The sequence below is a fragment of the Vibrio neonatus genome (assembly GCF_024346975.1).
Classification (GTDB): Bacteria; Pseudomonadota; Gammaproteobacteria; order Enterobacterales; family Vibrionaceae; genus Vibrio; species Vibrio neonatus.
This window is the reverse complement of sequence record NZ_AP024885.1, coordinates 630,585-655,615: the sequence shown is the minus strand read 5'-3', so window position 1 is coordinate 655,615 and position 25,031 is coordinate 630,585. Positions and strand designations below refer to the sequence as shown.

The 25,031-nt window shown below is 42.8% G+C and carries 23 protein-coding genes and 1 pseudogene; 20 read left to right on the top strand and 4 right to left on the bottom strand.

Annotation, left to right across the window (positions count from 1 at the left end; genetic code table 11):
* The first annotated feature begins 2 nt into the window (after positions 1-2).
* From mrdA to OCU38_RS03060, 10 genes and pseudogenes are all read left to right on the top strand, one after another.
* Positions 3-1,901: a penicillin-binding protein 2 gene (gene mrdA / locus OCU38_RS03105; protein WP_261823709.1), complete on the top strand. Its 1,899-nt coding sequence runs from the start codon at positions 3-5 to the stop codon at positions 1,899-1,901.
* Complete coding sequence (gene rodA, locus OCU38_RS03100) at positions 1,898-3,019, top strand: rod shape-determining protein RodA (RefSeq protein WP_152821574.1); 1,122 nt, start codon at positions 1,898-1,900, stop codon at positions 3,017-3,019. The genes mrdA and rodA overlap by 4 nt, the downstream gene beginning before the upstream one ends.
* Positions 3,019-3,810, top strand: a complete 792-nt coding sequence (locus OCU38_RS03095) for a septal ring lytic transglycosylase RlpA family protein (protein ID WP_261823708.1) — start codon at positions 3,019-3,021, stop codon at positions 3,808-3,810. Before rodA ends, OCU38_RS03095 begins: the two co-directional genes overlap by 1 nt.
* A gap of 311 nt (positions 3,811-4,121) precedes the next feature.
* Positions 4,122-5,222: pseudogene (locus OCU38_RS03090) on the top strand (serine hydrolase); the annotation flags it as partial.
* Positions 5,223-5,395: 173 nt separating this feature from the next.
* The gene (gene ybeD, locus OCU38_RS03085; RefSeq protein WP_261823706.1) at positions 5,396-5,665 is read left to right on the top strand and encodes a DUF493 family protein YbeD; all 270 of its coding nucleotides are present in this window, start codon (positions 5,396-5,398) and stop codon (positions 5,663-5,665) included.
* 222 nt (positions 5,666-5,887) lie between these two features.
* The gene (lipB, locus tag OCU38_RS03080; RefSeq protein ID WP_261824225.1) at positions 5,888-6,535 is read left to right on the top strand and encodes a lipoyl(octanoyl) transferase LipB; all 648 of its coding nucleotides are present in this window, start codon (positions 5,888-5,890) and stop codon (positions 6,533-6,535) included.
* Positions 6,528-7,493 (top strand): lipoyl synthase, encoded by a 966-nt coding sequence (gene lipA / locus OCU38_RS03075; RefSeq protein ID WP_261823705.1) that lies wholly within the window; start codon positions 6,528-6,530, stop codon positions 7,491-7,493. Before lipB ends, lipA begins: the two co-directional genes overlap by 8 nt.
* A gap of 257 nt (positions 7,494-7,750) precedes the next feature.
* On the top strand, positions 7,751-8,080 hold the full coding sequence (locus OCU38_RS03070) for a hypothetical protein (protein WP_261823704.1): 330 nt from the start codon (positions 7,751-7,753) through the stop codon (positions 8,078-8,080).
* 226 nt (positions 8,081-8,306) lie between these two features.
* Positions 8,307-9,466, top strand: a protein-coding gene (locus tag OCU38_RS03065) for an IS3 family transposase (RefSeq protein WP_261823703.1) whose coding sequence is annotated in 2 segments (ribosomal slippage) — positions 8,307-8,565 and positions 8,565-9,466 — 1,161 coding nt in all. Because the reading frame shifts where the segments join, the coding sequence is not laid out codon by codon here.
* A gap of 512 nt (positions 9,467-9,978) precedes the next feature.
* Positions 9,979-10,683, top strand: a complete 705-nt coding sequence (locus OCU38_RS03060) for a hypothetical protein (RefSeq protein WP_261823702.1) — start codon at positions 9,979-9,981, stop codon at positions 10,681-10,683.
* A gap of 21 nt (positions 10,684-10,704) precedes the next feature.
* On the opposite strand, the gene OCU38_RS03055 is transcribed toward OCU38_RS03060, so the two are convergent.
* Complete coding sequence (locus tag OCU38_RS03055) at positions 10,705-11,916, bottom strand: IS256 family transposase (RefSeq protein WP_261822543.1); 1,212 nt, start codon at positions 11,914-11,916, stop codon at positions 10,705-10,707.
* Positions 11,917-12,053: 137 nt separating this feature from the next.
* Between OCU38_RS03055 and OCU38_RS03050 the strand changes: the two genes are divergently transcribed.
* Positions 12,054-13,151: a hypothetical protein gene (locus OCU38_RS03050; protein ID WP_261823701.1), complete on the top strand. Its 1,098-nt coding sequence runs from the start codon at positions 12,054-12,056 to the stop codon at positions 13,149-13,151.
* Positions 13,152-13,470: 319 nt separating this feature from the next.
* A complete protein-coding gene (locus tag OCU38_RS03045; RefSeq protein ID WP_023405376.1) occupies positions 13,471-13,962 on the top strand; it encodes a M48 metallopeptidase family protein in 492 nt (163 codons plus the stop codon).
* Positions 13,963-14,034: 72 nt separating this feature from the next.
* Here OCU38_RS03045 and glyA read toward each other — a convergent pair whose 3' ends face one another.
* Entirely contained in the window at positions 14,035-15,285 is a 1,251-nt protein-coding gene (gene glyA / locus OCU38_RS03040; protein WP_023405375.1) for a serine hydroxymethyltransferase, read from the bottom strand.
* Positions 15,286-15,610: 325 nt separating this feature from the next.
* Between glyA and OCU38_RS03035 the strand changes: the two genes are divergently transcribed.
* The gene (locus OCU38_RS03035) at positions 15,611-16,210 is read left to right on the top strand and encodes a YitT family protein (protein WP_261823700.1); all 600 of its coding nucleotides are present in this window, start codon (positions 15,611-15,613) and stop codon (positions 16,208-16,210) included.
* 145 nt (positions 16,211-16,355) lie between these two features.
* On the opposite strand, the gene gmhB is transcribed toward OCU38_RS03035, so the two are convergent.
* Positions 16,356-16,910 (bottom strand): D-glycero-beta-D-manno-heptose 1,7-bisphosphate 7-phosphatase, encoded by a 555-nt coding sequence (gene gmhB, locus OCU38_RS03030; protein ID WP_261823699.1) that lies wholly within the window; start codon positions 16,908-16,910, stop codon positions 16,356-16,358.
* 182 nt (positions 16,911-17,092) lie between these two features.
* Here gmhB and metN point away from each other — a divergent pair, with 182 nt between their 5' ends.
* Genes metN through OCU38_RS03015 form a run of 3 tightly spaced genes read left to right on the top strand, consistent with a single transcriptional unit; the run spans position 17,093 to position 19,631 of the window.
* The gene (gene metN / locus OCU38_RS03025) at positions 17,093-18,127 is read left to right on the top strand and encodes a methionine ABC transporter ATP-binding protein MetN (RefSeq protein ID WP_152821559.1); all 1,035 of its coding nucleotides are present in this window, start codon (positions 17,093-17,095) and stop codon (positions 18,125-18,127) included.
* Complete coding sequence (locus OCU38_RS03020; RefSeq protein WP_021714767.1) at positions 18,117-18,794, top strand: methionine ABC transporter permease; 678 nt, start codon at positions 18,117-18,119, stop codon at positions 18,792-18,794. Before metN ends, OCU38_RS03020 begins: the two co-directional genes overlap by 11 nt.
* A gap of 27 nt (positions 18,795-18,821) precedes the next feature.
* Positions 18,822-19,631 carry a MetQ/NlpA family lipoprotein gene (locus OCU38_RS03015; RefSeq protein WP_152821557.1) on the top strand — a complete coding sequence of 270 codons (810 nt, stop codon included), beginning with the start codon at positions 18,822-18,824 and terminating at the stop codon, positions 19,629-19,631.
* A 382-nt stretch (positions 19,632-20,013) separates the two neighbouring features.
* Here the strand turns inward: OCU38_RS03015 and OCU38_RS03010 are convergent, their stop codons facing one another.
* Positions 20,014-21,603, bottom strand: coding sequence for an AbgT family transporter (locus tag OCU38_RS03010; RefSeq protein ID WP_261823698.1), 1,590 nt, complete (start codon positions 21,601-21,603; stop codon positions 20,014-20,016).
* Positions 21,604-22,027: 424 nt separating this feature from the next.
* Here OCU38_RS03010 and tsaA point away from each other — a divergent pair, with 424 nt between their 5' ends.
* The 4 genes from tsaA to OCU38_RS02990 all read left to right on the top strand — a co-directional run bounded on the left by tsaA (position 22,028) and on the right by OCU38_RS02990 (position 25,011).
* On the top strand, positions 22,028-22,735 hold the full coding sequence (gene tsaA, locus OCU38_RS03005; protein WP_261823697.1) for a tRNA (N6-threonylcarbamoyladenosine(37)-N6)-methyltransferase TrmO: 708 nt from the start codon (positions 22,028-22,030) through the stop codon (positions 22,733-22,735).
* A 72-nt stretch (positions 22,736-22,807) separates the two neighbouring features.
* Positions 22,808-24,523, top strand: a complete 1,716-nt coding sequence (locus OCU38_RS03000; protein ID WP_261823696.1) for a proline--tRNA ligase — start codon at positions 22,808-22,810, stop codon at positions 24,521-24,523.
* 89 nt (positions 24,524-24,612) lie between these two features.
* The gene (locus OCU38_RS02995; protein ID WP_021714761.1) at positions 24,613-24,816 is read left to right on the top strand and encodes a YaeP family protein; all 204 of its coding nucleotides are present in this window, start codon (positions 24,613-24,615) and stop codon (positions 24,814-24,816) included.
* 3 nt (positions 24,817-24,819) lie between these two features.
* Positions 24,820-25,011: a DUF4250 domain-containing protein gene (locus tag OCU38_RS02990; protein WP_261823695.1), complete on the top strand. Its 192-nt coding sequence runs from the start codon at positions 24,820-24,822 to the stop codon at positions 25,009-25,011.
* Positions 25,012-25,031: the final 20 nt, after the last annotated feature.

Genomic DNA, 25,031 nt, shown 5'->3' with positions numbered 1-25,031 from the left:
GCATGATGCGTAAACGCTCTCACTTTAGAGATCATAAATTTGAAGCTCGATTATTTGGTAATCGGGCTTTAGTCGCTTTCATCGGTATTTTAATTCTGATTGGCGTACTTATCGGCAACCTTTACCACATTCAGGTAAACCAATTTAAAGATTATCAAACCCGCTCTAATGACAACCGCATCAAGATTGTGCCTATTGCGCCAAACCGCGGTTTAATTTACGACAGAAACGGCATTGTATTGGCGGAAAACAGACCTGTTTTCTCCCTTGAGATCACTCCAGAAAAAGTCTCTGATCTGGATGAAACCATTCAACGTCTGCAAAAGCTATTTCCTATTTCAGAAGATTCTATACATCGCTTTGAACGCGATCGTAAACGCACGCGACGTTTTAAATCTGTACCGCTACTCAATCAACTAACCGAAAAGCAAGTAGCGATATTTTCGGTGCATCAGCAAGATTTTCCCGGTGTAGAAGTCAATGCGACCCTAAAACGTTTTTATCCTTACGGCGAAATTCTAACGCATGTACTCGGTTACGTATCTCGGATTAATGACCGTGATTTACGTCGTCTCGCGCGCGCTGAAAAACTGCAAGAATATCGCGCCACACACGATATTGGTAAGTTAGGTATTGAACGTTATTACGAAGATACCCTGCACGGTAAACCCGGTTATCAGGAAGTGGAAGTCAACAGCCGAGGTCGCGTGATCCGCACCTTAAAATATGAACCACCGATCCCTGGCAATGACATTGTTCTAAATATCGATATCAAATTGCAAAGCTATTTATTCAAGTTATTGGATAAGCGTCGTGGTAGCGCCGTCATCCTCGACCCTCACACCGAGGGTGTGCTGGCTATGGTTTCTAGTCCAAGTTACGACCCGAATGCTTTTGTTAATGGCATATCAGGTAACGACTATCGCGCCCTACTGAACGACATTAATCGCCCGCTGGTAAATAGAGCGACTCTTGGTATTTATCCGCCCGCTTCTACGGTGAAACCATTTATGGCGGTGGCGGCATTACAAGAAAAAGTCATCACCCCTAAAACCACTCGTAATGATCCAGGATACTGGCGTATTCCTAATTCTAAAACCCGCCCATTTAGGGATTGGTTGCGTTGGGGACACGGCGTAGTGGATGTCAATAAAGCACTTGAAGAATCAGTGGATACTTTCTTCTACCAAGTTGCTTATGATTTAGGTATCGACCGCATATCGACTTGGATGCAAGAGTTTGGATTTGGTGACTACACTGGCATCGATATCTTTGAAGAGAGTAAAGCGAATATGCCGACTCGTGAATGGAAAAGATCTCGCCACAAAACCCCTTGGTATCAAGGTGACACCATCCCTGTTGGTATCGGTCAAGGGTATTGGACGGCAACGCCTTTACAAATTGCGAAAGCAACCTCAGTGTTGGTCAATGAAGGCAAGGTAATGGCGCCGCAGTTACTGCGCTCGACCATTCATCGCACAGACGATAATAAAACCGTCGAAGAGTTTAAACAGCCAGAACTTTATCCGCCAATTACTGGGGTTAAAAAAGAGTTTTGGACTATCGCTAAACACGGCATGTATTTGGTTAACCACGGTAAACGAGGCACTGCACGTCGCGCCTTCTACGGTTTGCAATATAAAAGCGCGGGTAAATCGGGTACTGCTCAAGTATTTGGTCTTGCCGAAGACCAAAAATACAACGCTGATGAAATTGCCGAGCACTTGCGCGATCACGCCTTATTTACAGGGTTTGCTCCGTATGAAAACCCAAAAGTTGTGGTAACAGTAGTACTGGAAAATGCCGGTGGCGGTTCAAGTCACGGCGCCCCTGTAGTAAGACAGATATTTGACCATATGTTATTAGATAAAAACTCTCACTATATTGGGCCTGACAAATGAAACTAGATCCGGAAACAGGCAAGAACCGCTCTCTATTTGAGCGCATGCACTTAGATCTCCCCTTAATCTTGGGCATCTTAGTTTTGATGGGATGTGCTCTTGTCATCATGTATAGCGCTAGCGGTCAAAACCTTGCCATGATGGAACGCCAGATGATGCGTATGTTATTGGCTCTGAGTGTGATGGTAGTGATGGCGCAAATAACGCCCAGAACCTATGAAACACTTGCTCCACTGCTCTTTACTGGAGGTTTGATTCTGCTATTAGGCGTTATCTTCTTTGGTGAAGCCTCCAAAGGGGCGCAGCGCTGGCTTAACCTTGGCTTTATCCGCTTTCAGCCATCAGAATTAATGAAACTTGCCGTGCCACTGATGGTGGCACGCTATATTGGTAACCGCCCACTCCCTCCTAGCTTTAGAGTGTTAGTCACCTCACTAGTGTTAGTGATGTTGCCGACCATTTTAATTGCGAAACAACCGGACTTAGGCACCTCGATATTAATCGCGGCCTCAGGGATTTTTGTTATTTTCCTAGCCGGTATCAGCTGGAAAATCATTTTATCGGCGGCGTTGGCGGTCGGGGCATTTGTCCCTATATTGTGGTTTTTCTTGATGCGGGAATATCAAAAAGTTCGGGTACGGACTCTTTTTAACCCTGAGTCCGATCCCCTTGGCGCGGGCTACCACATTATTCAAAGTAAAATCGCCATTGGTTCAGGCGGTTTGATGGGCAAAGGCTGGCTGCATGGCACTCAGTCACAGCTAGAATTTCTACCCGAGCGCCATACTGACTTTATCTTTGCCGTTATTGCCGAAGAATGGGGCTTAATTGGTGTAAGTGCTCTACTTTGTATCTATCTGTTTGTTATTGGGCGCGGCCTTTACCTTGCTAGCCAAGCACAAACCGCTTTTGGTCGCATGATGGCAGGCAGTATTGTACTAAGCTTCTTCGTATATATTTTTGTAAACATGGGGATGGTAAGCGGAATTTTACCTGTTGTTGGCGTTCCACTGCCTTTAATCAGCTATGGTGGTACTTCCATGGTGACCTTGATGGCCGGCTTTGGCATCTTGATGTCTATTCAAACCCATAGAAAAATGCTTTCAAAGGCAAATTAATGCAATTATTTAAACATTTAATATTGGCTATTCCCCTGATGATCCTCGCTGGATGTTCAGGTTCAAATAATGATAGATACGCAATATCACAAGATGTTGCACCTGATTCACCGATCACATTACAGCATATCGAAGATGCAACTCCACGCTATGAACCTTACAGTTTAGGTGGAAACAAAGATTACACTGTACGTGGTAAATCCTATTCTGTGATAAATAATCCGCAGGGTTTTAAGGAGAAAGGTAAAGCGTCGTGGTATGGCAAGAAATTTCATGGCCATTTAACCTCTAACGGCGAAACTTATGACATGTACTCAATGAGTGCTGCACATAAAAACCTGCCTATTCCTAGTTACGTCAAAGTAAAAAATTTAGATAACGGTAAGACGGCTATCGTGCGAGTTAACGATAGAGGCCCTTTCCATGAAGGTCGAATTATTGACCTGAGTTACGCAGCAGCGACTAAGCTTGGGGTAATACAAACCGGTGTGGCTAATGTAGAGATTGAATATATCTCCACCAAACCAGAACCCAATGGAAACAAAACGTCGAATACTCATCCTCGCTACATCATTCAAGTAGCAAGCCTTGGGAATGCCACTTCATCGAAGAAGTTATCAGATCAACTTGCTAGTGAGTATAAGCAACCTAGCTATGTAGAAAAGAACAATAGCATCAATAGAATTTTTATCGGCCCGATTGATAGCGCTTTGAAGGCGCAAGAAGTTCTAGAGAAGCTACAAAAAAATGGACATCCGAGCGCTTTTATTAAAAAGCACAAAGCTGAATAATATCAATCACAGTAATTAAGTGATCAGAGATTGCGTAGGCAAAATGCCGCTACAAGCATTTTAACCCGCTAGCATGATAAGTTAATTACTACGATTGGTGTACATTCAGAGACGGATTAAAAATCACTCTTTGGCGAGCATAGTAGCCGTATCTCTGGTTTAGGTTTAGACTATTGATTTGGCTACTATATAAACAGTTTTGCCTTCACTTTGGACATTACACAATAAAGATGAAAAACATTACCCAATCACTCAAATCTCTTGCTGTAACGAGTGCTATAGCGTCAATTGCATTTAGTGCAGTGTCGCAAGCAGCACCAATAGTACTACCTGATGCACCGCAAATTGCAGCTAAGGGCTACGTGCTGATGGATTACAACTCAGGCAAAGTCATCGCTCAAAAAGAAGCCAACACTAAGCTTCACCCTGCGAGCTTAACTAAGATGATGACCAGCTACGTTATCGGCCAAGAGCTAAAACGCGGTAACATCTCTAAAGATGATGAAGTTGTTGTCAGCAAGAATGCATGGGCGAAGAACTTTCCTGATTCATCAAAAATGTTCATCGAAGTGGGCACCACAGTTACTGTTGATAAGCTAAACCACGGCATTATCACACAATCAGGTAACGATGCATGTGTGGCTATGGCTGAACACGTTGCGGGTTCTGAAGATGCGTTTGTTGATCTGATGAATGCATGGGCTAAATCTATCGGCATGAAAAATTCACACTTTGCGAATGTTCATGGTCTGGATAACGATGGCTTATTCTCAACACCTTACGATATGGCGCTACTAGGCCAAGCATTGATTCGTGACGTGCCAGACGAATACGCAATTTACTCGCAAAAACAATTCACATACAACGGCATTACCCAATACAACCGCAACGGTCTACTTTGGGATAAGAGCATGAACGTTGATGGTATCAAAACTGGCCACACTAGTGGTGCAGGATACAACTTAGTCAGCTCTGGTACAGAAGGACAAATGCGTCTGGTTGCTGTAGTAATGGGGACTAAGAGCTCTAACGCTCGTAAAGCAGAAAGTAAAAAACTGCTCAACTACGGATTCCGTTTCTTTGAAACCGTTGCTCCTCACAAAAAAGGTGAAGTGTTCGCTGAAGAGAAAATCTGGATGGGTAGCCAAGACACAGTCAAACTGGGTCTAGCTGAAGACACATACGTGACTCTTCCTCGTGGCGTAGCTAAAAACCTAAAAGCAAGCTTCGTACTGGATAAAGAGCTTAAAGCACCTATCAAGAAAGGCGATGTAGTTGGACGCGTATTCTACCAAGTTGATGGTCAGGACATTGCTCAATACCCACTACTTTCTTTAGAAGACGTCAATGAAGGTGGCCTATTTAGCCGTCTGATTGACTACCTAGTACTGCTGTTCAACAGCTGGTTCTAATATAAAGTACTAAGAGACATAAAAGGAAGCTACTGCATCAGTGGCTTCCTTTTTTATTGGATGCTAGCTTGATATGTAGCCAACCCGACCTCATATTGAGTTTTTAGCTCATTCAAAGTAACATGCGCGCCTTGAATGACCCTTTCACACCATTTTCATTTGGAGTCGCAACCATGCAAGAGCAGCCAAAACTGAAAGACCTGTTGGAATTTCCGTGTAAATTTACCTATAAAGTAATGGGTTATGCTAAACCAGAACTGCCAGACCTAGTGCTGGAAGTTATCCAACGTCATGCTCCTGGCAACTACAGCCCTTCAATCACGCCAAGTGGTAAAGGCACTTACAACGCTATTTCTGTAACGATCACTGCTACTTCAATTGAACAAGTTGAAATCCTATATAAAGAGCTGAGTGATATCGAAATCGTACGCGTAGTCCTTTAGTAGTAGTTAACAGCTTATTATTGACCGATATCTAAGCTATTGATCTTTAAGTGATACTTATCTGAGTCAGGTCTTTAATCATACAAATATAGCAAGATCCTCTTTTTCTAGTAGAAATAGCAGCAACTTGCTAGTAATGTGCCTACATCGATATAGATGGTTCAGGGAAATAACGAATTGCCTAGCGACATAGCAAAACAAGAAACTACCACGCCATTCTCATTGGTAAACCGATTGGAAATTCACCATCTTGGCCGTCAAGACTACGAGCCAGTATTTGATCGAATGCACCAATTTACCGATGAACGTGACGAAAATACGGTTGATCAGGTTTGGATTGTTGAACACAACCCAGTCTTTACACAAGGTCAAGCAGGTAAAGAGGAGCACCTCCTCAATACTGGTGACATCCCTGTTGTAAAAAGTGATCGTGGCGGACAAGTGACCTACCATGGTCCCGGTCAAATGGTGGTGTATTTCCTACTCAATCTACGTCGACGTAATTTAGGTGTGAGGAAACTCGTTACACATATTGAAGATATCGTGATACAGACCCTAGCCAAGCTAGGTATACAGTCTGCGGCTCGTCCTGATGCGCCGGGTGTCTATGTTGACGGCAAGAAAATCTGTTCACTTGGACTGAGGATCCGTAAAGGTTGCTCCTTCCATGGGCTTGCTTTAAATATCGATATGGATCTCTCTCCTTTCCTACGCATTAATCCATGTGGTTATGCGGGCTTGGAAATGGCTCAGGTTGCTGACTTCACCACCGAAGAGCAACGTACAAATATTCAAAGTATTCTAGTAAAGGAACTCAGCGTCCTACTAGGGTACACAGACGTAATAGAAATGGCAGAAAGCGATGAGTAAACCAATTCAAATGGAAAAAGGCGTTAAATACCGTGACGCAGACAAAATGGCACTGATCCCAACCAAGACAGTACCTGTTGAGCGCAGTGAAGTGCTCCGCAAACCTGAATGGATGAAGATCAAACTACCTGCCGATAGTCAACGTATCCAAGACATTAAGTCTGCAATGCGTAAAAACAATTTGAACTCAGTTTGTGAAGAGGCTTCATGCCCGAACTTAGCTGAATGTTTTAACCACGGTACTGCTACCTTTATGATTTTGGGTGCAATCTGTACTCGTCGTTGTCCTTTCTGTGATGTTGCCCATGGTCGTCCGGTAACACCTGAAGCCAATGAGCCACAAAGACTTGCTCAAACTATCAAAGATATGAAGCTTAAGTACGTGGTTATTACCTCTGTAGATCGCGATGATCTACGTGATGGTGGTGCGAAACACTTTGCTGATTGTAATGCTGAAATCCGCAAACTTAGCCCACATATTCGTATTGAAACTCTGGTTCCTGATTTCCGCGGTCGTATGGATAAGGCACTGGATGAGCTAAAACTGAACCCACCTGATGTGTTCAACCACAACCTTGAAACAGCGCCACGCCTGTATCGTCGAGTTCGCCCTGGGGCTAACTACAAGTGGTCTTTAGAATTGCTACAAAAATTCAAACAGCAACATCCAGATGTTCCTACTAAGTCGGGACTGATGATGGGACTGGGTGAAACCAAAGAAGAGATCGTTGAAGTGCTTAAAGATCTTAGAGCGCACGGCGTCACTATGCTTACTCTAGGTCAATACCTTGCACCAAGCCGCCATCACCTTCCGGTTGAGCGTTACGTGCCACCAGCAGAGTTTGATGAGCTAAAAGAAATTGCGCTTGAACTAGGCTTTACCCACGCCGCTTGTGGCCCATTTGTACGTTCATCGTACCATGCTGATATGCAAGCAAAAGGCGAAGAAGTTAAGTAACTCTTTTCTACTGCGCAAACTATTGCCTGAACAATTACGTCTATGACTTGTCAGGCAACAAGTGACAAAAGCACTCAATTCGAGTGCTTTTTTGCTTTCTGGAGTATCCCAATTATGCTTATAACAATCTCCGTCATTAACTGAGCAGAAATAGCGCCAGAAAAACACCGTTAGCACGCGTTTGTCTACGCTAAGATGGTCAATTAAGGGCTAAGATACCGTAAAGGAATGCTTAATTTTATAAGGGAGGTCGTTTCATGCGACTCATAGTATGCGCCGTGTTAGCTCTGTTTGTTTGGGGTTGTGCCGATAAAAACACACAAGAAGACAATTATTTAGATGCTTCATTTGAATTATGTAACACCGAAGTTTCACTCTACTCTGTCAGCGATGATGGTAAAGTGCGCATCATCTGCGCCGATGGCTCCAAGTTTGCTTTAAATAACCAGCAAACATTAGAAATAATGCGCGACATTAACGTGGATTATTGTTCCGGTGAAGGGCTGTCAAAGTTCAATGAAAGCCGCCGATACTATACTTTCCGTTGCAAATCAGGAACTCAACTGAGTATCAATAAAAACCAATAATTAGCTTGGTTTAACAGATATAAGAAAGACCATGAAGTGCAAGGCATTGTGCTTTGGTGGTGCTCATACCAAAAGGAACTCGTAGGAGTTCCTTTTTAGTCCTCTGTAAGTTTTTAAGTTTGTTCTTTTTAACTACAGATAGAGGATGTTAGCAAACTCTGTAGTGGTTTAATGATCCCGGACACCCAATTAGGTGGTAAAGTCACCACAATTAATGAGGTGTTCAATGACAAAACGACAACGACGTACATTTTCTTCTGAGTTCAAAATGGATGCAGCATGCCTAGTTCTTGATCAGGGTTACTCAGTTCCCGAAGCGGCGCGCTCAATGGATGTTGGTGAAACAGTTTTACGGCGCTGGATCGAACAGCTTAAGATCGAGCGAGGTGGTATTACCCCATCGGCCAAAGCGCTTACTTCTGAGCAGATAAAAATCCAAGAGTTAGAAGCCCGGATTAATCGACTTGAGAGGGAAAAGTCGATATTAAAAAAGGCCACAGCTCTCTTAATGTCGGACGAGCTCGAACGCTCTCGTTGATTGATCACTTAAGGGAGCATGAATCAGTCAAGTTGTTATGTGAGCTTTTTGATGTAGCTACATCTTGCTATTACGAGTTTAAACAGCGTAAACCCGATGCTAATCGTGTTCGGCTTGCTAGCAGGATAAGAGAGCTTTTTAACATTAGTCGTGGCTCTGCTGGAAGTCGCACGATTGTGTCTATGCTGCGCTCAGAAGGCATCAAAATTGGCCGATTTAAAGTACGGAAGTTAATGCATGAGGCCTGTTTAGCAAGTAAACAACCCGGCTCCCATCGATATAAATCGGCTAAAACAGAACGTCCAGACATCCCGAATTTGTTGAAAAGAGAATTCTCGGTAACCATTCCAAATCAAGTTTGGTGTGGTGATATTACTTATATTTGGTCAGGCTCAAGATGGGCATATTTGGCAGTAGTTCTAGACCTTTATAGCCGTCGAGTTGTCGGCTGGGCTCTATCCAACAAACCCGATTCAGCTTTAACAACTAAAGCTTTAGATATGGCTTGGGAACAGCGAGGGCGACCAGATGGTGTTATGTTCCACTCAGATCAAGGGGTTCAATACGGGAGTCGCAAGTTCCGTCAAAGACTCTGGCGATATCGAATGACTCAAAGCATGAGCCGACGTGGAAACTGTTGGGACAATGCGCCGATGGAAAGGTTATTTAGAAGCCTGAAAACAGAATGGATTCCGGCAACTGGTTACATGAACCAAAACCAAGCCCAAAAAGACATCAGCTATTACCTGATGAACTATTACAATCGACAGCGGCCACATCAAGCAAATGATGGGGTTTCGCCGGTTACTGCCGAAAATCGGCTTAAAATAGTGTCCGGTATTTGTTGACCACTACACTCACTTTTATTCAGAGACGTGTTGGGGCGACTAGCGCTAACTTATCTTTGCCCTTTATGTTTTAAGTTAGTTTTTCTGCACAACATTCTACTTGGCATTTGACTTACTTTTCCTTATGCCAAACCATCCAACTATATGACCAAGTTTGCTCGGCGATCTAGAATTCAACTCTTGTGAATTTATACAGTTTATTGGGATTGAACTCGGGTTGAGTATGAAAATAGCTTGTTTTGCCAAGAGCCCAGTCTCGCTTTGCCGACACAAGATTTAATAAGTGATTGTTAATCATAGGATTAGTGTTTATCTTCCTAAGATAACGCGCATTGTTAAAAAGTGATAACACGCACGCTCGTTTTTATGTAAAAAAAGAATGCGAAATGTGAAGTATATACATTATATTTCAATGGGTTATGGTAGCTTTAATGCAAGCTAGGCAAGCGGCAAAACGAGCGGACCTGTTATTAAGAATGTTAGGTGTCGATGGAAACATATGGGAGATTTACGTGTTAGTACAACATGATAGCTGGTGTCGAAGAATCGATTTACATTTTCGCGCAAAGTATCCAAATATCAATACGCGAATATTTAAAGTGGATACATACCGTTATTCCATCGTTTTAACTGATGAAGTAGACAACTTTGAAGAGCTGTCTAAAGAGTTTGATCAGTCAATTCGTTATATAACAGCTCCTGTGCTTCTTGAACAATTAGTTCCTCAGCAGTTTGAATATGAGCTAAAACAAATATCGGATAGCCAAATTCCAAGTAATTTTGAGGGTTTTCCTTTAACACGTTTCGACATATATAATCATATATCTTGTTTGAGTAAAAGCTATGTCGTTACGGGAATCGATACCGATCACAATGAACAAACAACTACGATTACACTAAAAGGTAATGCGTCTTCTGAGAAAATAAATGAGCTTGAAGCTCATTTAGAAAAATTGGGGTATCCATTTAAGTTTCTTGTTGTAGGTGGAGGGAATGCCCCTCTAGAAATCACTCCAGAAAATGAGGTTTTTTCTATTACCTCATCTCGCTCACAAGCTCATTTGAACTGTGATTTTCTAGAAAGAGATGAAAATCTATGGTTTAAAAATGTTGAAGCATTCTATGATGGGAGTTTTAAGAAAGACGATTTGTATTTTTACGATAGTAATAAAACAAGTTGCTTAGTTAACTTTTCATTGTTTCAAAAGAGGCTGTAACAGATTCTGTGTAATTGCCATTTAGTTAATGTGCTTTTCGAGACGTTCCTCGAACTCGATAATAAACCGACTCATAGCCTGACGCCAGTTTTGAATGGGCATCGTCCATTTCTTGCTGGCGTCTTTGATCGCTAGGTATACCATTTTTGTTGCAGCCTCATCGTTTGGGAAGATCTTTCGTTTTTTTAGTGCTTTACGTATCACGCTGTTGAGAGATTCAATAGCATTAGTTGTGTAGATAGCTCTACGAATATCTTCAGGGTAGTTGAACAGCGTGTTGAGGTTCTGCCAATGATTGCGCCAGGACTTGGAGATTTGTGGATATTGACTATCCCAGGCTTCGCCAAAGCGCTCTAGCTCAAGTAAAGCCTCATCTTCTGTAGCTGAGCGATACACACGCTTTAGGTCAGCTGTGACGGCCTTATAATCTTTCCATGACACATACTTTAATGAGTTTCGTACCATATGGACGATACACAGCTGAATATGCGTTTGGGGGAAAACCGTGTTGATGGCATCGGGAAACCCCTTTAATCCATCCACACAAGCAATAAGAATGTCTTCAACACCACGTTGATTGAGCTCAGTTAAAACACTCAACCAAAATTTAGCGCCCTCGTTTTCTGCTATCCACATGCCCATGAGTTCTTTCTGACCATCAGTGTTAATACCTAGAGCGAGGAAGACCGACTTATTGATAATACGTTTGTCTTGGCGGATCTTGACCACAATACAATCGAGATAAACGATGGGATAAATGGCGTCAAGTGGCCTAGATTGCCACTCAACTATTTCTTCTATTACCGCATTTGTCACTCGTGATACGAGGCTAGGTGATATATCTGCGCCATACCATTCATCGAAAGCATTGACGATATCGCGAGTACTCATTCCTTGGGCATAGAGCCACAAGATTTTGTCATCCATAGAGGTAAATCGTGATTGGTGTTTTTTGACCAGTTTAGGTTCAAACGAGCCAAGGCGATCCCGAGGAGTATCAAGTTCAAACTCTCCATCTTCGGTTTTTACGCGTTTACTGCTCTTGCCATTGCGGTAATTATTAGACTTAGAGGGCTTATGTTTTTCGTAGCCAAGGTGCGCATCCATCTCTGCATTGAGAGCAGCCTCAACCGTTATTTTCTTCAGCATTTGGCTGAACTCAGTTAAGTCTTCAGGAGTTTTAATTCCTTTAGCAGCTTCCTTAGCGAAAGCTTCAAGTTCTTTCTTATTCATATTGCCTATCCTTAGCCTTTAAGGCTTAGTTTAGGCAATTACACAGAATTTAGGACAGTCTCTTTCAAAATGCCAACCTTAGAAATCATCTATTGTTGTACGATATTGTTTATTGCGAGCTACCGTTGCAGGAGCGAATGTCAGACTTTCTTACTGAACAAATGATTTCTCGAGACGAGCTTTTACAGTTAATACAGCGCGGTAGACTGAAAATTGTTAATACGCAGCCTGAGTCTAGGTTGGACTATGGCTTTTTAAATGAGGCATATCAAACTTGCCCAAGTTCGGTTGTAAGTAGGCGAGCACTAGCTGCATTGAATGCTATCGATTTAGTATCTATGAATCAATCATATATAATTAATCACGCAGCTTCAGAATTAAACCTTACTAGGTTTATTAAGGAACTTTCTGCCCTTACAGGGATAAACCAAACTTTATTGTCCAAACTAATGTTATGGCCAAAATTTGCATTGAGGAATAGTTTTTCGACTCTTCATCAAGCTGGTGTGAAAGGAATTGCTTCTTATGGGGTAAATAACCCTATTTCGGGTATTTTTAAAGAGATGGGCAATGATAAGATTGCATTTGAATTTATGGCTAGTAGTGACCAGATCCATTTGGCGCATGCTTTGGATTCTACATATTTCCCTTTCTTTACCAATGATAGTAAATATACCGATCACCCGTTTGTTGCAACTATGGGGGCAATGCTTAACTTCTATAAATCAGCAACTATAGACAGTATACCTGAGCTTACTTCTTCTACTGGTATTCCACCTTGGAAGTCGAATAATCGTACAATTGATCTTATTTCCAGCTTTGATATCAATAGTTATATTCCTGTAACTGAATTTGAACGTGAAATTTCAAGCTCAGTTATACGCTCAGGAATGAACTCATTATTCTCCGAGTTGCATGGCCTCAATACTGAGGAGCGTAGTGAGCGCATTTCGCATTATAACTCTGAAGTTTCTAGGGCTTTGTCTAGTAAAGATGTATCTAAGCATGCATTAGATCTAGGAGAAGATGCAATGGGGCTAGTGGTTCCATTTTTTGCCACTGGCTCAAAGCTGATTAAGGCTGGTACGCAAAAGGCTATTGATAAATTTCCTGCTGTGAAAGAGTTTTCCGAGTTCATTGAAGACAAAACTCAGAAAAATGATCAAAGTGAACGTAATGTATCGCTCTTATCTAAGATAAACAGAGTGGCTAGATTGAAACAAGAGTACCGCTAAAAACACCTAACAAACGTTTAAGCTTTCAAGATACTTTTTCTAATCAGAACGAAATGGTTTAGAGCAGCACACCTAAAACGTTTCTATCCAATAACGTGTTAGAAAGCTGTACCGAAGAGTGGGACTTAGAACAAATATCCGTCCGAGAAAGCAACGCCTCAATGAGTCTGATGACTATACATTAAGGCGTTTTGAGCGCAATTACTCGGTTAAAGCACCACAAAAGCGCAATACCTTGTATGAAGTGGATACGTTTTTTATTTGCCATGTAACAAAATCAGGTAAAATAAAGCACTTCTAGCCTTTTAATTGGAATACGATGAACCCTTTACTTCGATATGTTCAAGGTTATCCCGAACATATAGTGACGCCTGTTAGCCAACTAATCGAGTCAGGCAATCTCAAAAAATGGTTTGAGCAGCGCTACCCTACCCAACATAGTATCAAACATGAAAAAGCCCTGTTTGAGTACACCATGCAGATTAAAAACCGTTTTTTAAAGAAAACAGCGCCGCTGAGTAAAGTTATCTATGACAACAAAATTCATCTCATCAACAATGCGCTGGGTTTGCACTCTTATGTACAACGGGTACAAGGCAGTAAAGTAAAATCTAAGAACGAAATTCGTATTGCTAGCGTATTTAAAAATGCGCCTGAGCCTTTATTGCGTATGTTGATCGTGCACGAACTGGCGCACCTCAAAGAAAAAGAGCACAACAAAGCGTTTTACGCTTTGTGCTGTCATATGGAACCGAACTATCACCAACTTGAGCTCGATGCGCGCTTGTTTATGATCTACCTAGAAAGCTAAGTCGTTATTTTGCTCGCAATAAAAAAGCGAACCGTCAAAGGCTCGCTTTCGTTTTCACTATCGTTTTGTCTGTTATGCGTAAACAGGTTTACGCTTACAAATCTCTAGTACTTTCGCTTTAGTTGCTTCAATAACTGACTCATCACCTAGGTTGTCTAGGATGTCACACATCCAGCCCGCAAGGTTTTTCGCGTCTTCTTCAGTGAAGCCGCGGCGAGTGATTGAAGGTGAACCTACACGAATACCCGATGTTACAAATGGGCTGCGAGGATCATTTGGTACAGAGTTTTTGTTCACTGTAATGTTCGCAGAGCCTAGAGCGGCGTCGGCTTCTTTACCTGTGATGTCTTTATCAATAAGATCAACAAGGAACAAGTGGTTCTCAGTAGAGCCAGATACAATGTTGTATCCACGCGCTAAGAACTCAGCAACCATTGCTTTTGCGTTAGCAACAACGCGAGCTTGGTAATCTTTAAATTCTGGCTCTAATGCTTCTTTAAAGGCTACCGCTTTACCCGCGATAACGTGCATTAGAGGGCCACCTTGACCGCCAGGGAATACCGCTGAATTCAGTTTCTTGTACAGCGCTTCACCTTCGTTAGAAAGGATTAAACCACCACGAGGGCCAGCTAAAGTTTTATGCGTTGTAGTTGTTACAACGTGCGCATGTGGAACTGGGTTAGGGTAAACACCTGCTGCAATAAGACCTGCAACGTGCGCCATATCAACGAAGAAGTACGCGTCCACTTTGTCAGCGATTTCACGCATACGCGCCCAATCACACACTTGTGAGTAAGCAGAGAAGCCACCGATGATCATCTTAGGCTTGTGTTCAACAGCCAGTGCTTCCATTTCTTCGTAGTCAATTTGACCATTCTCATCAATACCGTAAGGGATGATGTTGTATAGCTTGCCAGAGAAGTTAACTGGAGAACCGTGAGTTAAGTGACCGCCGTGTGCAAGGCTCATACCTAGAACAGTATCACCTGCATTTAGCAACGCCATGTAAACAGCATTGTTGGCTTGTGAGCCAGAGTGTGGCTGAACGTTCGCGTAATCTGCACCAAACAATTCACACGCACGTTCGATAGCTAAAGTTTCAACTTTATCAACATACTCACAGCCACCGTAGTAACGCTTGCCCGGATAACCTTCGGCGTATTTGTTAGTTAACTGTGAACCCTGTGCTTCCATTACCCGTGGGCTTGTATAGTTTTCTGAAGCGATAAGCTCAATGTGCTCTTCTTGGCGCACTGTCTCTTCTTGAATAGCGGCAAATAGATCCGCATCGTAATCAGCGATGTTCATATCACGCTTTAGCATCTGTATCTCCTGACTCAGATTAAACTGTAAATAGCTAAAAAAGCCATACAATGACTAAACGCAAACGTTTTCGTCACGGCATTGGCGGCATTTTACCGAAATAAATTTGTATCACAAATTCTTTTTGTCCCTGTTTCTTATAGGTATATTTACCTAATTTTCCTACAGAATAAAGGTCTAATATGGGAATATTTTATTTGAGGCCTTCAACTTTACACCGTGTAAATCAAAAATTACACGATGTTAACGACAATTTTGCCGAAACAATTCGATAAAGCGCACTTTTCCTATACTATTCGCGACTGGTTTTGTGAGGTTAACTCCAATGAATAAACACAGTTTTCTTGAAGATTGCGCAGCTATCTTTACCGGCACCTTGTTGGTTGCCATTGGGATCTTTTTTTTAAAGTCATCATCAATGATCGTGGGAGGTACAGCAGGGTTAGGCTTACTGTTTACCCAGTTTATCGACCTCAGCTTCGGTACCATGTACTTTTTGGTCAATATCCCTTTTTATTTTCTAGCTTGGTTTCGATTAGGCAAACGCTTCACCATTAATAGTGTCATATGTGTTTCTTTGGTCTCAATAATGGCCGATAACCTACATCACTTAGTGAAGTTTGAATTTCTATCCCCAATTTTTGCGGCTATTGCGGGCGGGACCTGTATTGGGCTCGGCTTATTAGTGCTATTTCGTCATCGAGCGAGTTTGGGGGGATCAAACGTATTGTGCCTAGTCATTCAGGATAAATTTGGCGTGTCGGTTGGAAAGAGTCAGTTATTGTTTGATGTCACTATTCTTATCTGCTCACTGTATTTTATTCCGTTAACGCTCATTGCTTGGTCGATTGTTGCCGCCGTCTTTATCAATATGATTTTATGGATGAACCATAAGCCCACTCGCTATACCGTTCATTATCAATAGTATTGTTCACGGTAAGTACTCACCGCTCAGCGAAAGATGTACACCTGTAGTCAGATATAAGCACATACAAAACAGGCTTTGACATAATCAAAGCCTGAACAATCATTTAACTTACAAAGCTAAGCGACTTAATGACTAAGTCGTCCTACTGTTGTGCTAAATAGGCTGGTACATCTTTAATACTATCGAGTACAACCGAGGCAATGGCTTCACCTTTGTCAGTAACTGGCTTACCCGTACGCACTAAAATCTTAGTTTTAACACCCGCAGCTTCTGCAGCCATAAGATCTTCAGCTTTATCACCAACCATAACCGAATTTTCCATATCAATTTTCAGAAAATCTCGCGCCGAAATAAACATACCTGGCTTAGGTTTGCGACAGTCACAATCTTGTTTGTATTCACCGATACCGTGCTCAGGATGGTGCGGGCAATAATAGATACCATCAAACTCCACACCATGATCAGAGAAATTCCAATCCATCCACTGCGTTAACGATTCAAATCGCTCTTCGGTGAACTTACCGCGTGCAATGCCCGATTGATTGGTCACTAGCACTAACATATAACCCATTTTTTGTAGCTGTTCTGTCGCTTCAAAAACTCCAGGGATATATTCAAAATCATGCTCATCATGGACATAACCATGATCGACATTAATGACACCATCACGATCCAAAAAAACAGCGGGTTTAGACACGGTAAATTACTCTGCATTGTTTGCTTGATATGGGGATAATTATCGCACGCTTTGGGGTCACTCGCACCTACGTTTTCAGCTTTAGACGTCTAGACGTAAAAATATCTATTGACTTCATTCTGTGAACTATCTAGCATCTCTGAAAGATTTTAGATCCTCTCCCTAATCAAGCAGGCTTTTTGATGATAGAGATTAAGCAAGTTAACAAGGTATTCTACCAAGGCAAAACCGCAATCAATGCCTTGAAAGATATCAATTTGACCATTGCCAAAGGCAATATCTTTGGTGTTATTGGTTCGTCTGGTGCTGGTAAAAGTACTCTAATTCGTTGTGTAAACATGCTTGAAGCACCGACCAGTGGCGAAGTTATCGTTGATGGTATCGATCTGACTAAGTTATCTAAAAAAGAATTGTCAGAAGCACGCCGCAACATAGGTATGATTTTTCAACACTTTAATTTGCTTTCTTCTCGTACTGTGTTTGAAAACATCGCATTGCCGTTAGAGCTTGCGGGTAAAGACAAACAATACATCGAAAACAAAGTGGTTGAGCTATTAGGTCTTGTCGGACTGGCTGACAAACGTAATACCTACCCTGCCAACCTAAGTGGCGGTCAAAAACAACGTGTGGCGATAGCGAGAGCGCTTTCCAGTGACCCTAAAGTGTTGCTTTGTGATGAAGCCACCAGCGCACTTGATCCTGCGACTACGCAATCTATCCTTGCGCTATTAAAAACCATCAACCGTCAACTGGGGATTACCATTTTAATCATCACCCACGAAATGGATGTGGTGAAAAACATCTGTCACGAAGTGGCAATTATTGGTGGTGGCGAACTGGTCGAAAAAGGCACTGTGGGCACTATTTTTGCGCACCCTAAAACAGAACTGGCTCACCAATTTATACGCTCCACTTTAGATCTCTCTATTCCAGAAGATTATGAGTTACGCCTGCAAAAAGAGCGCTGCGAAGGAAGCTACGCTTTAGTTCGCTTAGAGTTTACCGGTGCCAGTGTGAATGCGCCGGTTATCAGCCAAATTGCACGTAAATTCAATATTGATATTTCTATTCTAAGTTCAGATCTTGATTATGCTGGCGGCGTTAAGTTCGGCATGATGGTCGCAGAAGTGTATGGCGATGAAGAGTCCTACGATGCGGCGATTAACTATCTTCAAGAACAAAAAATTAAAGTCGAGGTTCTAGGCTATGTCTTATGATGTATTTGCTGACTGGTTCAGCGCAAATAACAGCCTTTTGCTCAAGGCAACATGGCAAACACTTTATATGGTGGCGTTTTCAGGCATTGTTGGCTTTTTAGTTGGCATCCCGCTAGGGGTTATTCTGCACACCACCAAACGTGGTGGTCTATTAGAAAGCCCGCGCCTTAACTCTGTATTAGGCGCAATCATCAATATTGGTCGAAGTGTTCCATTTATTGTATTGATGGTAGCTATAATCCCATTAACGAAACTACTAATCGGTACTTTTATCGGTACCACAGCGGCTATCGTTCCTTTGACCATTGGCGCAATCCCATTTGTGGCACGCTTAATTGAAGGCGCACTGTTAGAAGTTCCAAGTGGGCTGGTAGAAGCGGCGCAATCTATGGGCGCTACGCCACTGCAAATTATTACTAAGGTACTGCTTCCAGAAGCGCTACCAACCATCATTAACTCTGTCACCATTACGTTAGTTACCTTGGTTAGCTACTCGGCAATGGCAGGCACTGTTGGCGGTGGCGGTCTAGGTGATGTTGCCATTCGTTACGGTTTCTACCGCTACGATATCATCATCATGGCTGTGACTATTGTTATGCTCATTATATTAGTGCAAATCATTCAATCTGTGGGTGACGCACTGGTTAGTAAAGTTGACCACAGATAAGAAACGAAATATTACACGGAGAAACTCATGAAATTTAATCTAAAGCAAATTTTCACGGTTGCAGTAGCGGCTTCAGCGCTAATCCTTGCAGGCTGTGGTGATAAAGAACAAGACAGCAACAAAATCAAATTAGGTGTTATGGCTGGTGCTGAAGCACAAGTTGCTGAGATTGCAGCTAAAGTAGCGAAAGAAAAATACGGCCTAGATGTTGAACTAGTAACTTTCACAGATTACGTTACACCAAACGCTGCTCTTGATGATGGTTCTGTTGATATCAATGCATTCCAACACAAACCATACCTAGACCAACAAATTGCTGATCGTGGTTACAAACTAGCTATTGCTGGTACTACATTTGTTTACCCAATCGCGGGTTACTCTAAAAAAATCAAATCTATTGATGAGTTGAAAGAAGGCGATCGCATCGCAGTACCAAACGATCCAACTAACCTAGGTCGTTCACTTCTTCTTCTACAAAAACAAGGCATTATTGAGCTACGTGAAGGCGCAGGTCTGCTAGCAACAGTTCGTGATATCACAGCAAACCCTAAGAAAATCGAAATTGTTGAGCTAGAAGCGGCGCAGCTAACTCGTTCTCTAGACGATATGACTCTTGCTATCATCAACAACACATTCGCAAGCTCTATCGACCTTACTCCACAACGTGACGGCATCTTTGTAGAAAGCAAAGAATCTCCATACGTAAACCTTATCGTTGCTCGTGAAGAAAACGTAAATGATGAAAACGTTAAAAACTTCGTTAAAGCGTACCAAACTGACGAAGTTTACAAAGCTGCTGACGAAATCTTTAAAGGTGGCCTAGTTAAAGGTTGGTAAGACCTTTTTTAAAGTAATACCTTTTCTTGAAATAAGATCTTTCTTGAAATAATAGAATTACTTTAAGCCTCCCCTTTTAAGCGCCATTCTTTGAATGGCGCTTTTTTCGTTTTAGCCCTAACCGTTACCGTTAATTAAATATAGATAAACACTTATAAAACCAAACGCTTACGCACTAAATTTAATAGATATTGATAAATCTAATCTTGCAAGGAACACACCGAATACGAGATAGGATAATCTATTAGGGCAATGCTGCGACAAGGAATCAATAAGGAATGTTGGTAGTTGCTCGTTGCTAAACTCCAGAAGAAAATGGTCAGCTATCGCTGACCATTTTTTCGTTTAGACTTTCTGTTTAAATATCTCGACGCTCTCTACCCTAAGGCGTGTAGAAAGTGGCAGCTCCCGGCCCTACCGGTAGGCCAAATACAAATACCCACACGTAGAATAAAATAGACCAGCCAAACAAGAAGCAAATCGAATACGGCAACATGGTCGATATCAAAGTGCCTATCCCTAAGTTTTTCATATAGCGCGTCGCCACAGCCAATATTAAGCCAAAGTAACTCATCATAGGCGTAATGATGTTCGTTGTGGAATCACCTATACGATACGCTGCTTGAATCGTTTCTGGGGCGTAGCCAACTAGCATTAACATAGGTACAAAAATAGGTGCGGTCACCGCCCATTGCGCCGATGCTGAGCCAATCATTAAGTTAATAAAGCCGCACATCAAAATGAACGCAAAGAACAGCATTGGGCCTGTTAAGCCAATGGTTTGTAAAAAGTCCGCGCCAGCAACGGCAAATACTTGTCCGAAATTGGTCCACTTAAAGAAGGCGACAAATTGCGCGGCAAAGAACACCAGTACGATATACAGCCCCATCGACGACATCGACTTCGCCATCGCATCAATCACGTCACGATCGTTTTTCATGGTGCCCACTACGCGCCCATACACGAAACCTGGGATGGCAAAGAACACAAAGATAAATGCCACAATGCTCTTTAAAAATGGAGAGCCTGCCACAAGGCCTGTCTCAGGGTGACGCAGTGCGCCCCATTCAGGTACTACGGTCAGCGCTATCAAACCACTAACGGCAAGTACAGCAACAGCGGCAAATTTAAGACCGCGCTTCTCTTCTGGCTTTAGTGCGCCCATGCTGTCATTGGAGAGATCTTCTGATGCTTCTTCATCGTTGTATTTGCCCAATTTAGGCTCAACAATTTTCTCAGTCACAAATGCACCAGTGATCGAGATGAAGAAGGTTGAAACAAACATAAAGTACCAGTTTGATTCAGGGCCTACCGAATAGTTAGGATCAATCATCTGCGCCGCTGTTTCGGTAATCCCCGACAGCAGTGGATCAACCGTACCGATCAGCAGATTGGCAGAATAACCGCCAGAGACACCAGCAAATGCAGCGGCTAGTCCGGCTAATGGGTGACGACCTAAAGAGTGAAAGAGCATAGCCGCAAGTGGGATTAATACTACATAGCCCAACTCAGAGGCGGTATTTGAGATGATACCAGCAAAAACAACCGTCACGGTCACCATGCGCTGTGATGCGTTCATCACCAAGCCACGCATTGCCGCAGATAACATGCCAGAGTGCTCAGCAATAGCAACACCGAGCATTGCCACCAACACGGTACCTAGTGGGGCAAACCCAGTAAAGTTAGTGACAAGGTTAGTCACAATCAAGCGCAGCCCTTCACCATTAAGCAGGCTAACCACTTCGATAATGCCATCAGCGCTACGACCTGCCGCCCCTTCTGGGCGAGGGTCAATAACCGAGACATCAAAATATCCAGCAATGCCCGATAGGACTAAAATACCCACACAAAAAAGAGCAAATAAAGTGATTGGGTGTGGTAGTAAGTTTCCTAGGTATTCAACGGTATCTAAAAAACGGGTAAACAACGGCTTTTTTGGCGGTTGTTGTGTCTGTGAAGCAGATGTATTCACCTGAGTTCTCCTTTAATTATTTTTATATCCCTTTTTGCTCTCAAGCGCTGCTTTATATTGTTATACGCAGCGTATGACGCGTTACTCCTAGAACGCGACAAAAAGGAGGCGGAAACATACATGAGTGGCTATAAATTGAAAAGATGACGCAGTTATGACAAGTTACATTAAGCCACTAAACAGTGGCTTTTATCACAATATCCAAAGGGATTAATTGCCAAAAAAACTTTAATAATTAACGAGTAAGCTCCATTTATATTCAGTTACAAACTAACGAAGCATTTAAAGTATATGTTTGTAATAAAGTGATGCAGAGCTTACATTGCGAGAGATGAACGTCGTGCTAGCTCAGTGCTTGTGCGGAAAATAACGCTCAAAAGAAGCCATTGTTGGCGCATAAAATTTAGACTAGGAATGAATAACAATGCACACTATTTCGCCTATCGGCACCATACATACCCCATATAAAGAGAAATTTGCGATTCCTAGACAGCCAAACCTTGCGCCAACAGTAACCACTGAGCTGCATCTTGTCGGAGAAGCCAATACCGAAGCCTCAGTGCGTGAGTTAAAGCAATTTTCACATTTATGGCTGCTGTTTCTATTTGACCAAAATATAGATTCTGGTTGGAAACCGACCGTGCGACCACCTCGCTTGGGGGGAAATGAACGAGTGGGTGTGTTTGCCAGTCGCTCAACATTCAGACCTAACGCGATTGGCATGTCTGCGGTAGAGCTCATCGATGTGGAACTGCAACAAGGACAAGCGGTCATCAAACTCGGTAATGTTGACCTTGTAGACGGCACACCGATTATCGACATCAAACCCTATATTCCGTACTCAGATAGCATTCCTGATGCCATTGGAGGCTACGCCGATTCAGCGCCAAGCCCAGTTGACGTACACTTTTCTGCTGCGGCAGAAGCGGTTTTACAACAGCACCAAGACGGCCGCTATCGCAGACAAGCGTTGAGTGAAATTTTGGCGCAAGATCCCAGACCTGCTTATAAAAAAGGCAAACCCGATCCCAAAACGTATGCGGTGAGCTTATTTGAATGGAACGTTAGCTTTGTCGCTACTGATAATTGCATTACAGTGCAGAACATTGCCCCTTTAGCACAAGGCGATTGACTGTTATTATAGAGGCTATTTTTAGGGAAATAACTCCCTAACATCTCTATAAATCTACAACGGAAAGCATCAATGCGTACCAGTAAATACCTAGTTTCTACATTGAAAGAAACGCCTAACGACGCAGAAGTAGTTAGCCACCAGCTAATGCTTCGTGCAGGTATGATTCGTAAATTGGCCTCAGGCCTTTACACTTGGTTGCCCACAGGCTTACGCGTATTGCGTAAAGTGGAAAACATTGTTCGAGAAGAAATGGACAATGCAGGGTCAGTTGAAACCCTAATGCCCGTTGTACAACCCTCTGACTTGTGGGAAGAAACAGGACGTTGGGAAAAATTTGGACCAGAGCTACTTCGTATTAAAGACCGTAACCAACGTTCATTCGTATTAGGTCCAACTCACGAAGAAGTGATCACGGATATGATTCGTAACGAGGTGAAGTCTTATAAGCAACTGCCTCTAAATCTGTACCAGATCCAAACTAAATTCCGTGACGAAGTTCGCCCACGTTTTGGTGTAATGCGCTCTCGTGAGTTCATCATGAAAGATGCCTACTCTTTCCACTTAGACCAAGCAAGCCTAGATGAAACATACGCAGAAATGCACCAAGCATACTGCAATGTCTTCAACCGTATGGGATTGGACTTCCGTCCAGTACTGGCTGACACAGGTTCTATCGGCGGTAGCGCTTCACATGAGTTCCATGTACTGGCTGAAAGTGGCGAAGATTTAATTGCCTTCTCAACTGAATCTGATTTTGCGGCTAACATCGAAAAAGCAGAAGCTATTGCACCAACCACTGAACTGGCTGCGCCAACTCAAGAAATGACTTTGGTAGATACGCCAAACGCGAAAACCATCGCTGAGTTAGTTGAGCAATTTGAACTGCCAATCGAAAAAACAGTGAAGACTTTATTCGTTAAAGCCTCTGAAGAGTCTGAGTTTGAGATCATCGCACTGATTATCCGTGGCGATCACGAACTCAACGAAATCAAAGCTGAGAAACTGCCACAAGTGGCTGAACCACTAGAAATGGCCGGCGAAGAAGAAATTCGCGCAGCCATTGGTGCAGGTCCTGGTTCTCTAGGTCCAGTAGGTCTAAAACTGCCATTCATCGTTGACCGTAGCGTAGCGGTAATGAGCGACTTTGTCGCAGGTGCAAACGTAGATGGTCAACACTACTTTGGCATCAACTGGGGACGTGATGTTGAGCTTGCTCAAGTTGAAGACTTACGTAACGTAGTGGAAGGCGACCCAAGCCCATGTGGTAAAGGTGTTATCCAACTAAAACGCGGTATCGAAGTGGGTCATATCTTCCAGCTTGGTAACAACTACTCTAAATCTATGAACGCGACTGTTCTGGATGCAAATGGTAAGAGTGCTATCGTTGAAATGGGTTGTTACGGCATTGGCTGTACTCGCGTAGTAGCAGCGGCTATCGAACAAAACCATGACCAAAACGGCATCATCTGGCCAGAAGCTATTGCACCATTCCAAGTGGCGATTGTGCCAATGAACATGCACAAATCTGAGCGAGTAAAAGAAGCCGCTGAAAAACTTTACGCAGACTTAACGGCGCAAGGTATCGAAGTGCTATTTGATGATCGTAAAGAGCGCCCAGGCGTTATGTTTAAAGATATCGAGCTTATCGGTATTCCGCACACGGTGGTTATCGGTGATCGTAGTATGGACAACGGCCACTTTGAATATAAAAACCGTCGCGATGGCGAAAAAGTACCTGTAGAAATGGACAACATAGTTGCTCATCTACAAGGCCTACTAAAATAAGCCTTTGCGCTATTGCTCTCCTTGTTAGGGGAAGAAGCAAATTCTAATAAAGGCAGCTTCGGCTGCCTTATTCATTTCTGGAGAAGATGATGAAAATCTATGATTGTTGTGAACTCATTCGCGAGCTGTATGCTCAAATTGGTAGTGGTGATCAAGGCTATATTCCGCAAGCGATCACCTGCGCCATAAAAACATTAAATGACATTGCAGCGGATACTAACCTCCCAAAAGAAACCCGAGAACGCGCCGCGTTTGCCGCCGCTAATCTGTTAATTTCTGACTTTGAGGACTAGGGAATGAACCTAAGTAATTTTGCGGCTATGGATCCTGTCATGCTGATGAGCATAGTTAACATGAAACTCCGTGATGACTTCAACGGCAATTTAGATGAGCTAGTAAAGACCTACGATATTGATAAAGAGAGCTTAATTACTAAACTGGCAAGTGCAGGGTTTGACTGGCTAGACGAAGCAAAGCAGTTTCGTTAATTCCCCGCGTTTCGCTGATC

Bases quoted from the DNA above. Each gene is read 5' to 3' on its own strand.
- mrdA (WP_261823709.1), top strand. From the start codon at position 3: ATGATGCGTAAACGCTCTCACTTTAGAGATCATAAATTTGAAGCTCGA.
- lipA (WP_261823705.1), top strand. From the start codon at position 6,528: ATGAGTAAACCAATTCAAATGGAAAAAGGCGTTAAATACCGTGACGCA.
- OCU38_RS02995 (WP_021714761.1), top strand. From the start codon at position 24,613: ATGAAAATCTATGATTGTTGTGAACTCATTCGCGAGCTGTATGCTCAA.
- OCU38_RS03015 (WP_152821557.1), top strand. From the start codon at position 18,822: ATGAAATTTAATCTAAAGCAAATTTTCACGGTTGCAGTAGCGGCTTCA.
- OCU38_RS03070 (WP_261823704.1), top strand. From the start codon at position 7,751: ATGCGACTCATAGTATGCGCCGTGTTAGCTCTGTTTGTTTGGGGTTGT.
- OCU38_RS03055 (WP_261822543.1), bottom strand. From the start codon at position 11,916: ATGAATAAGAAAGAACTTGAAGCTTTCGCTAAGGAAGCTGCTAAAGGA.
- metN (WP_152821559.1), top strand. From the start codon at position 17,093: ATGATAGAGATTAAGCAAGTTAACAAGGTATTCTACCAAGGCAAAACC.
- OCU38_RS02990 (WP_261823695.1), top strand. From the start codon at position 24,820: ATGAACCTAAGTAATTTTGCGGCTATGGATCCTGTCATGCTGATGAGC.
- OCU38_RS03050 (WP_261823701.1), top strand. From the start codon at position 12,054: ATGTCAGACTTTCTTACTGAACAAATGATTTCTCGAGACGAGCTTTTA.
- OCU38_RS03045 (WP_023405376.1), top strand. From the start codon at position 13,471: ATGAACCCTTTACTTCGATATGTTCAAGGTTATCCCGAACATATAGTG.
- OCU38_RS03020 (WP_021714767.1), top strand. From the start codon at position 18,117: ATGTCTTATGATGTATTTGCTGACTGGTTCAGCGCAAATAACAGCCTT.
- OCU38_RS03095 (WP_261823708.1), top strand. From the start codon at position 3,019: ATGCAATTATTTAAACATTTAATATTGGCTATTCCCCTGATGATCCTC.
- ybeD (WP_261823706.1), top strand. From the start codon at position 5,396: ATGCAAGAGCAGCCAAAACTGAAAGACCTGTTGGAATTTCCGTGTAAA.
- glyA (WP_023405375.1), bottom strand. From the start codon at position 15,285: ATGCTAAAGCGTGATATGAACATCGCTGATTACGATGCGGATCTATTT.
- OCU38_RS03035 (WP_261823700.1), top strand. From the start codon at position 15,611: ATGAATAAACACAGTTTTCTTGAAGATTGCGCAGCTATCTTTACCGGC.
- rodA (WP_152821574.1), top strand. From the start codon at position 1,898: ATGAAACTAGATCCGGAAACAGGCAAGAACCGCTCTCTATTTGAGCGC.
- OCU38_RS03000 (WP_261823696.1), top strand. From the start codon at position 22,808: ATGCGTACCAGTAAATACCTAGTTTCTACATTGAAAGAAACGCCTAAC.
- tsaA (WP_261823697.1), top strand. From the start codon at position 22,028: ATGCACACTATTTCGCCTATCGGCACCATACATACCCCATATAAAGAG.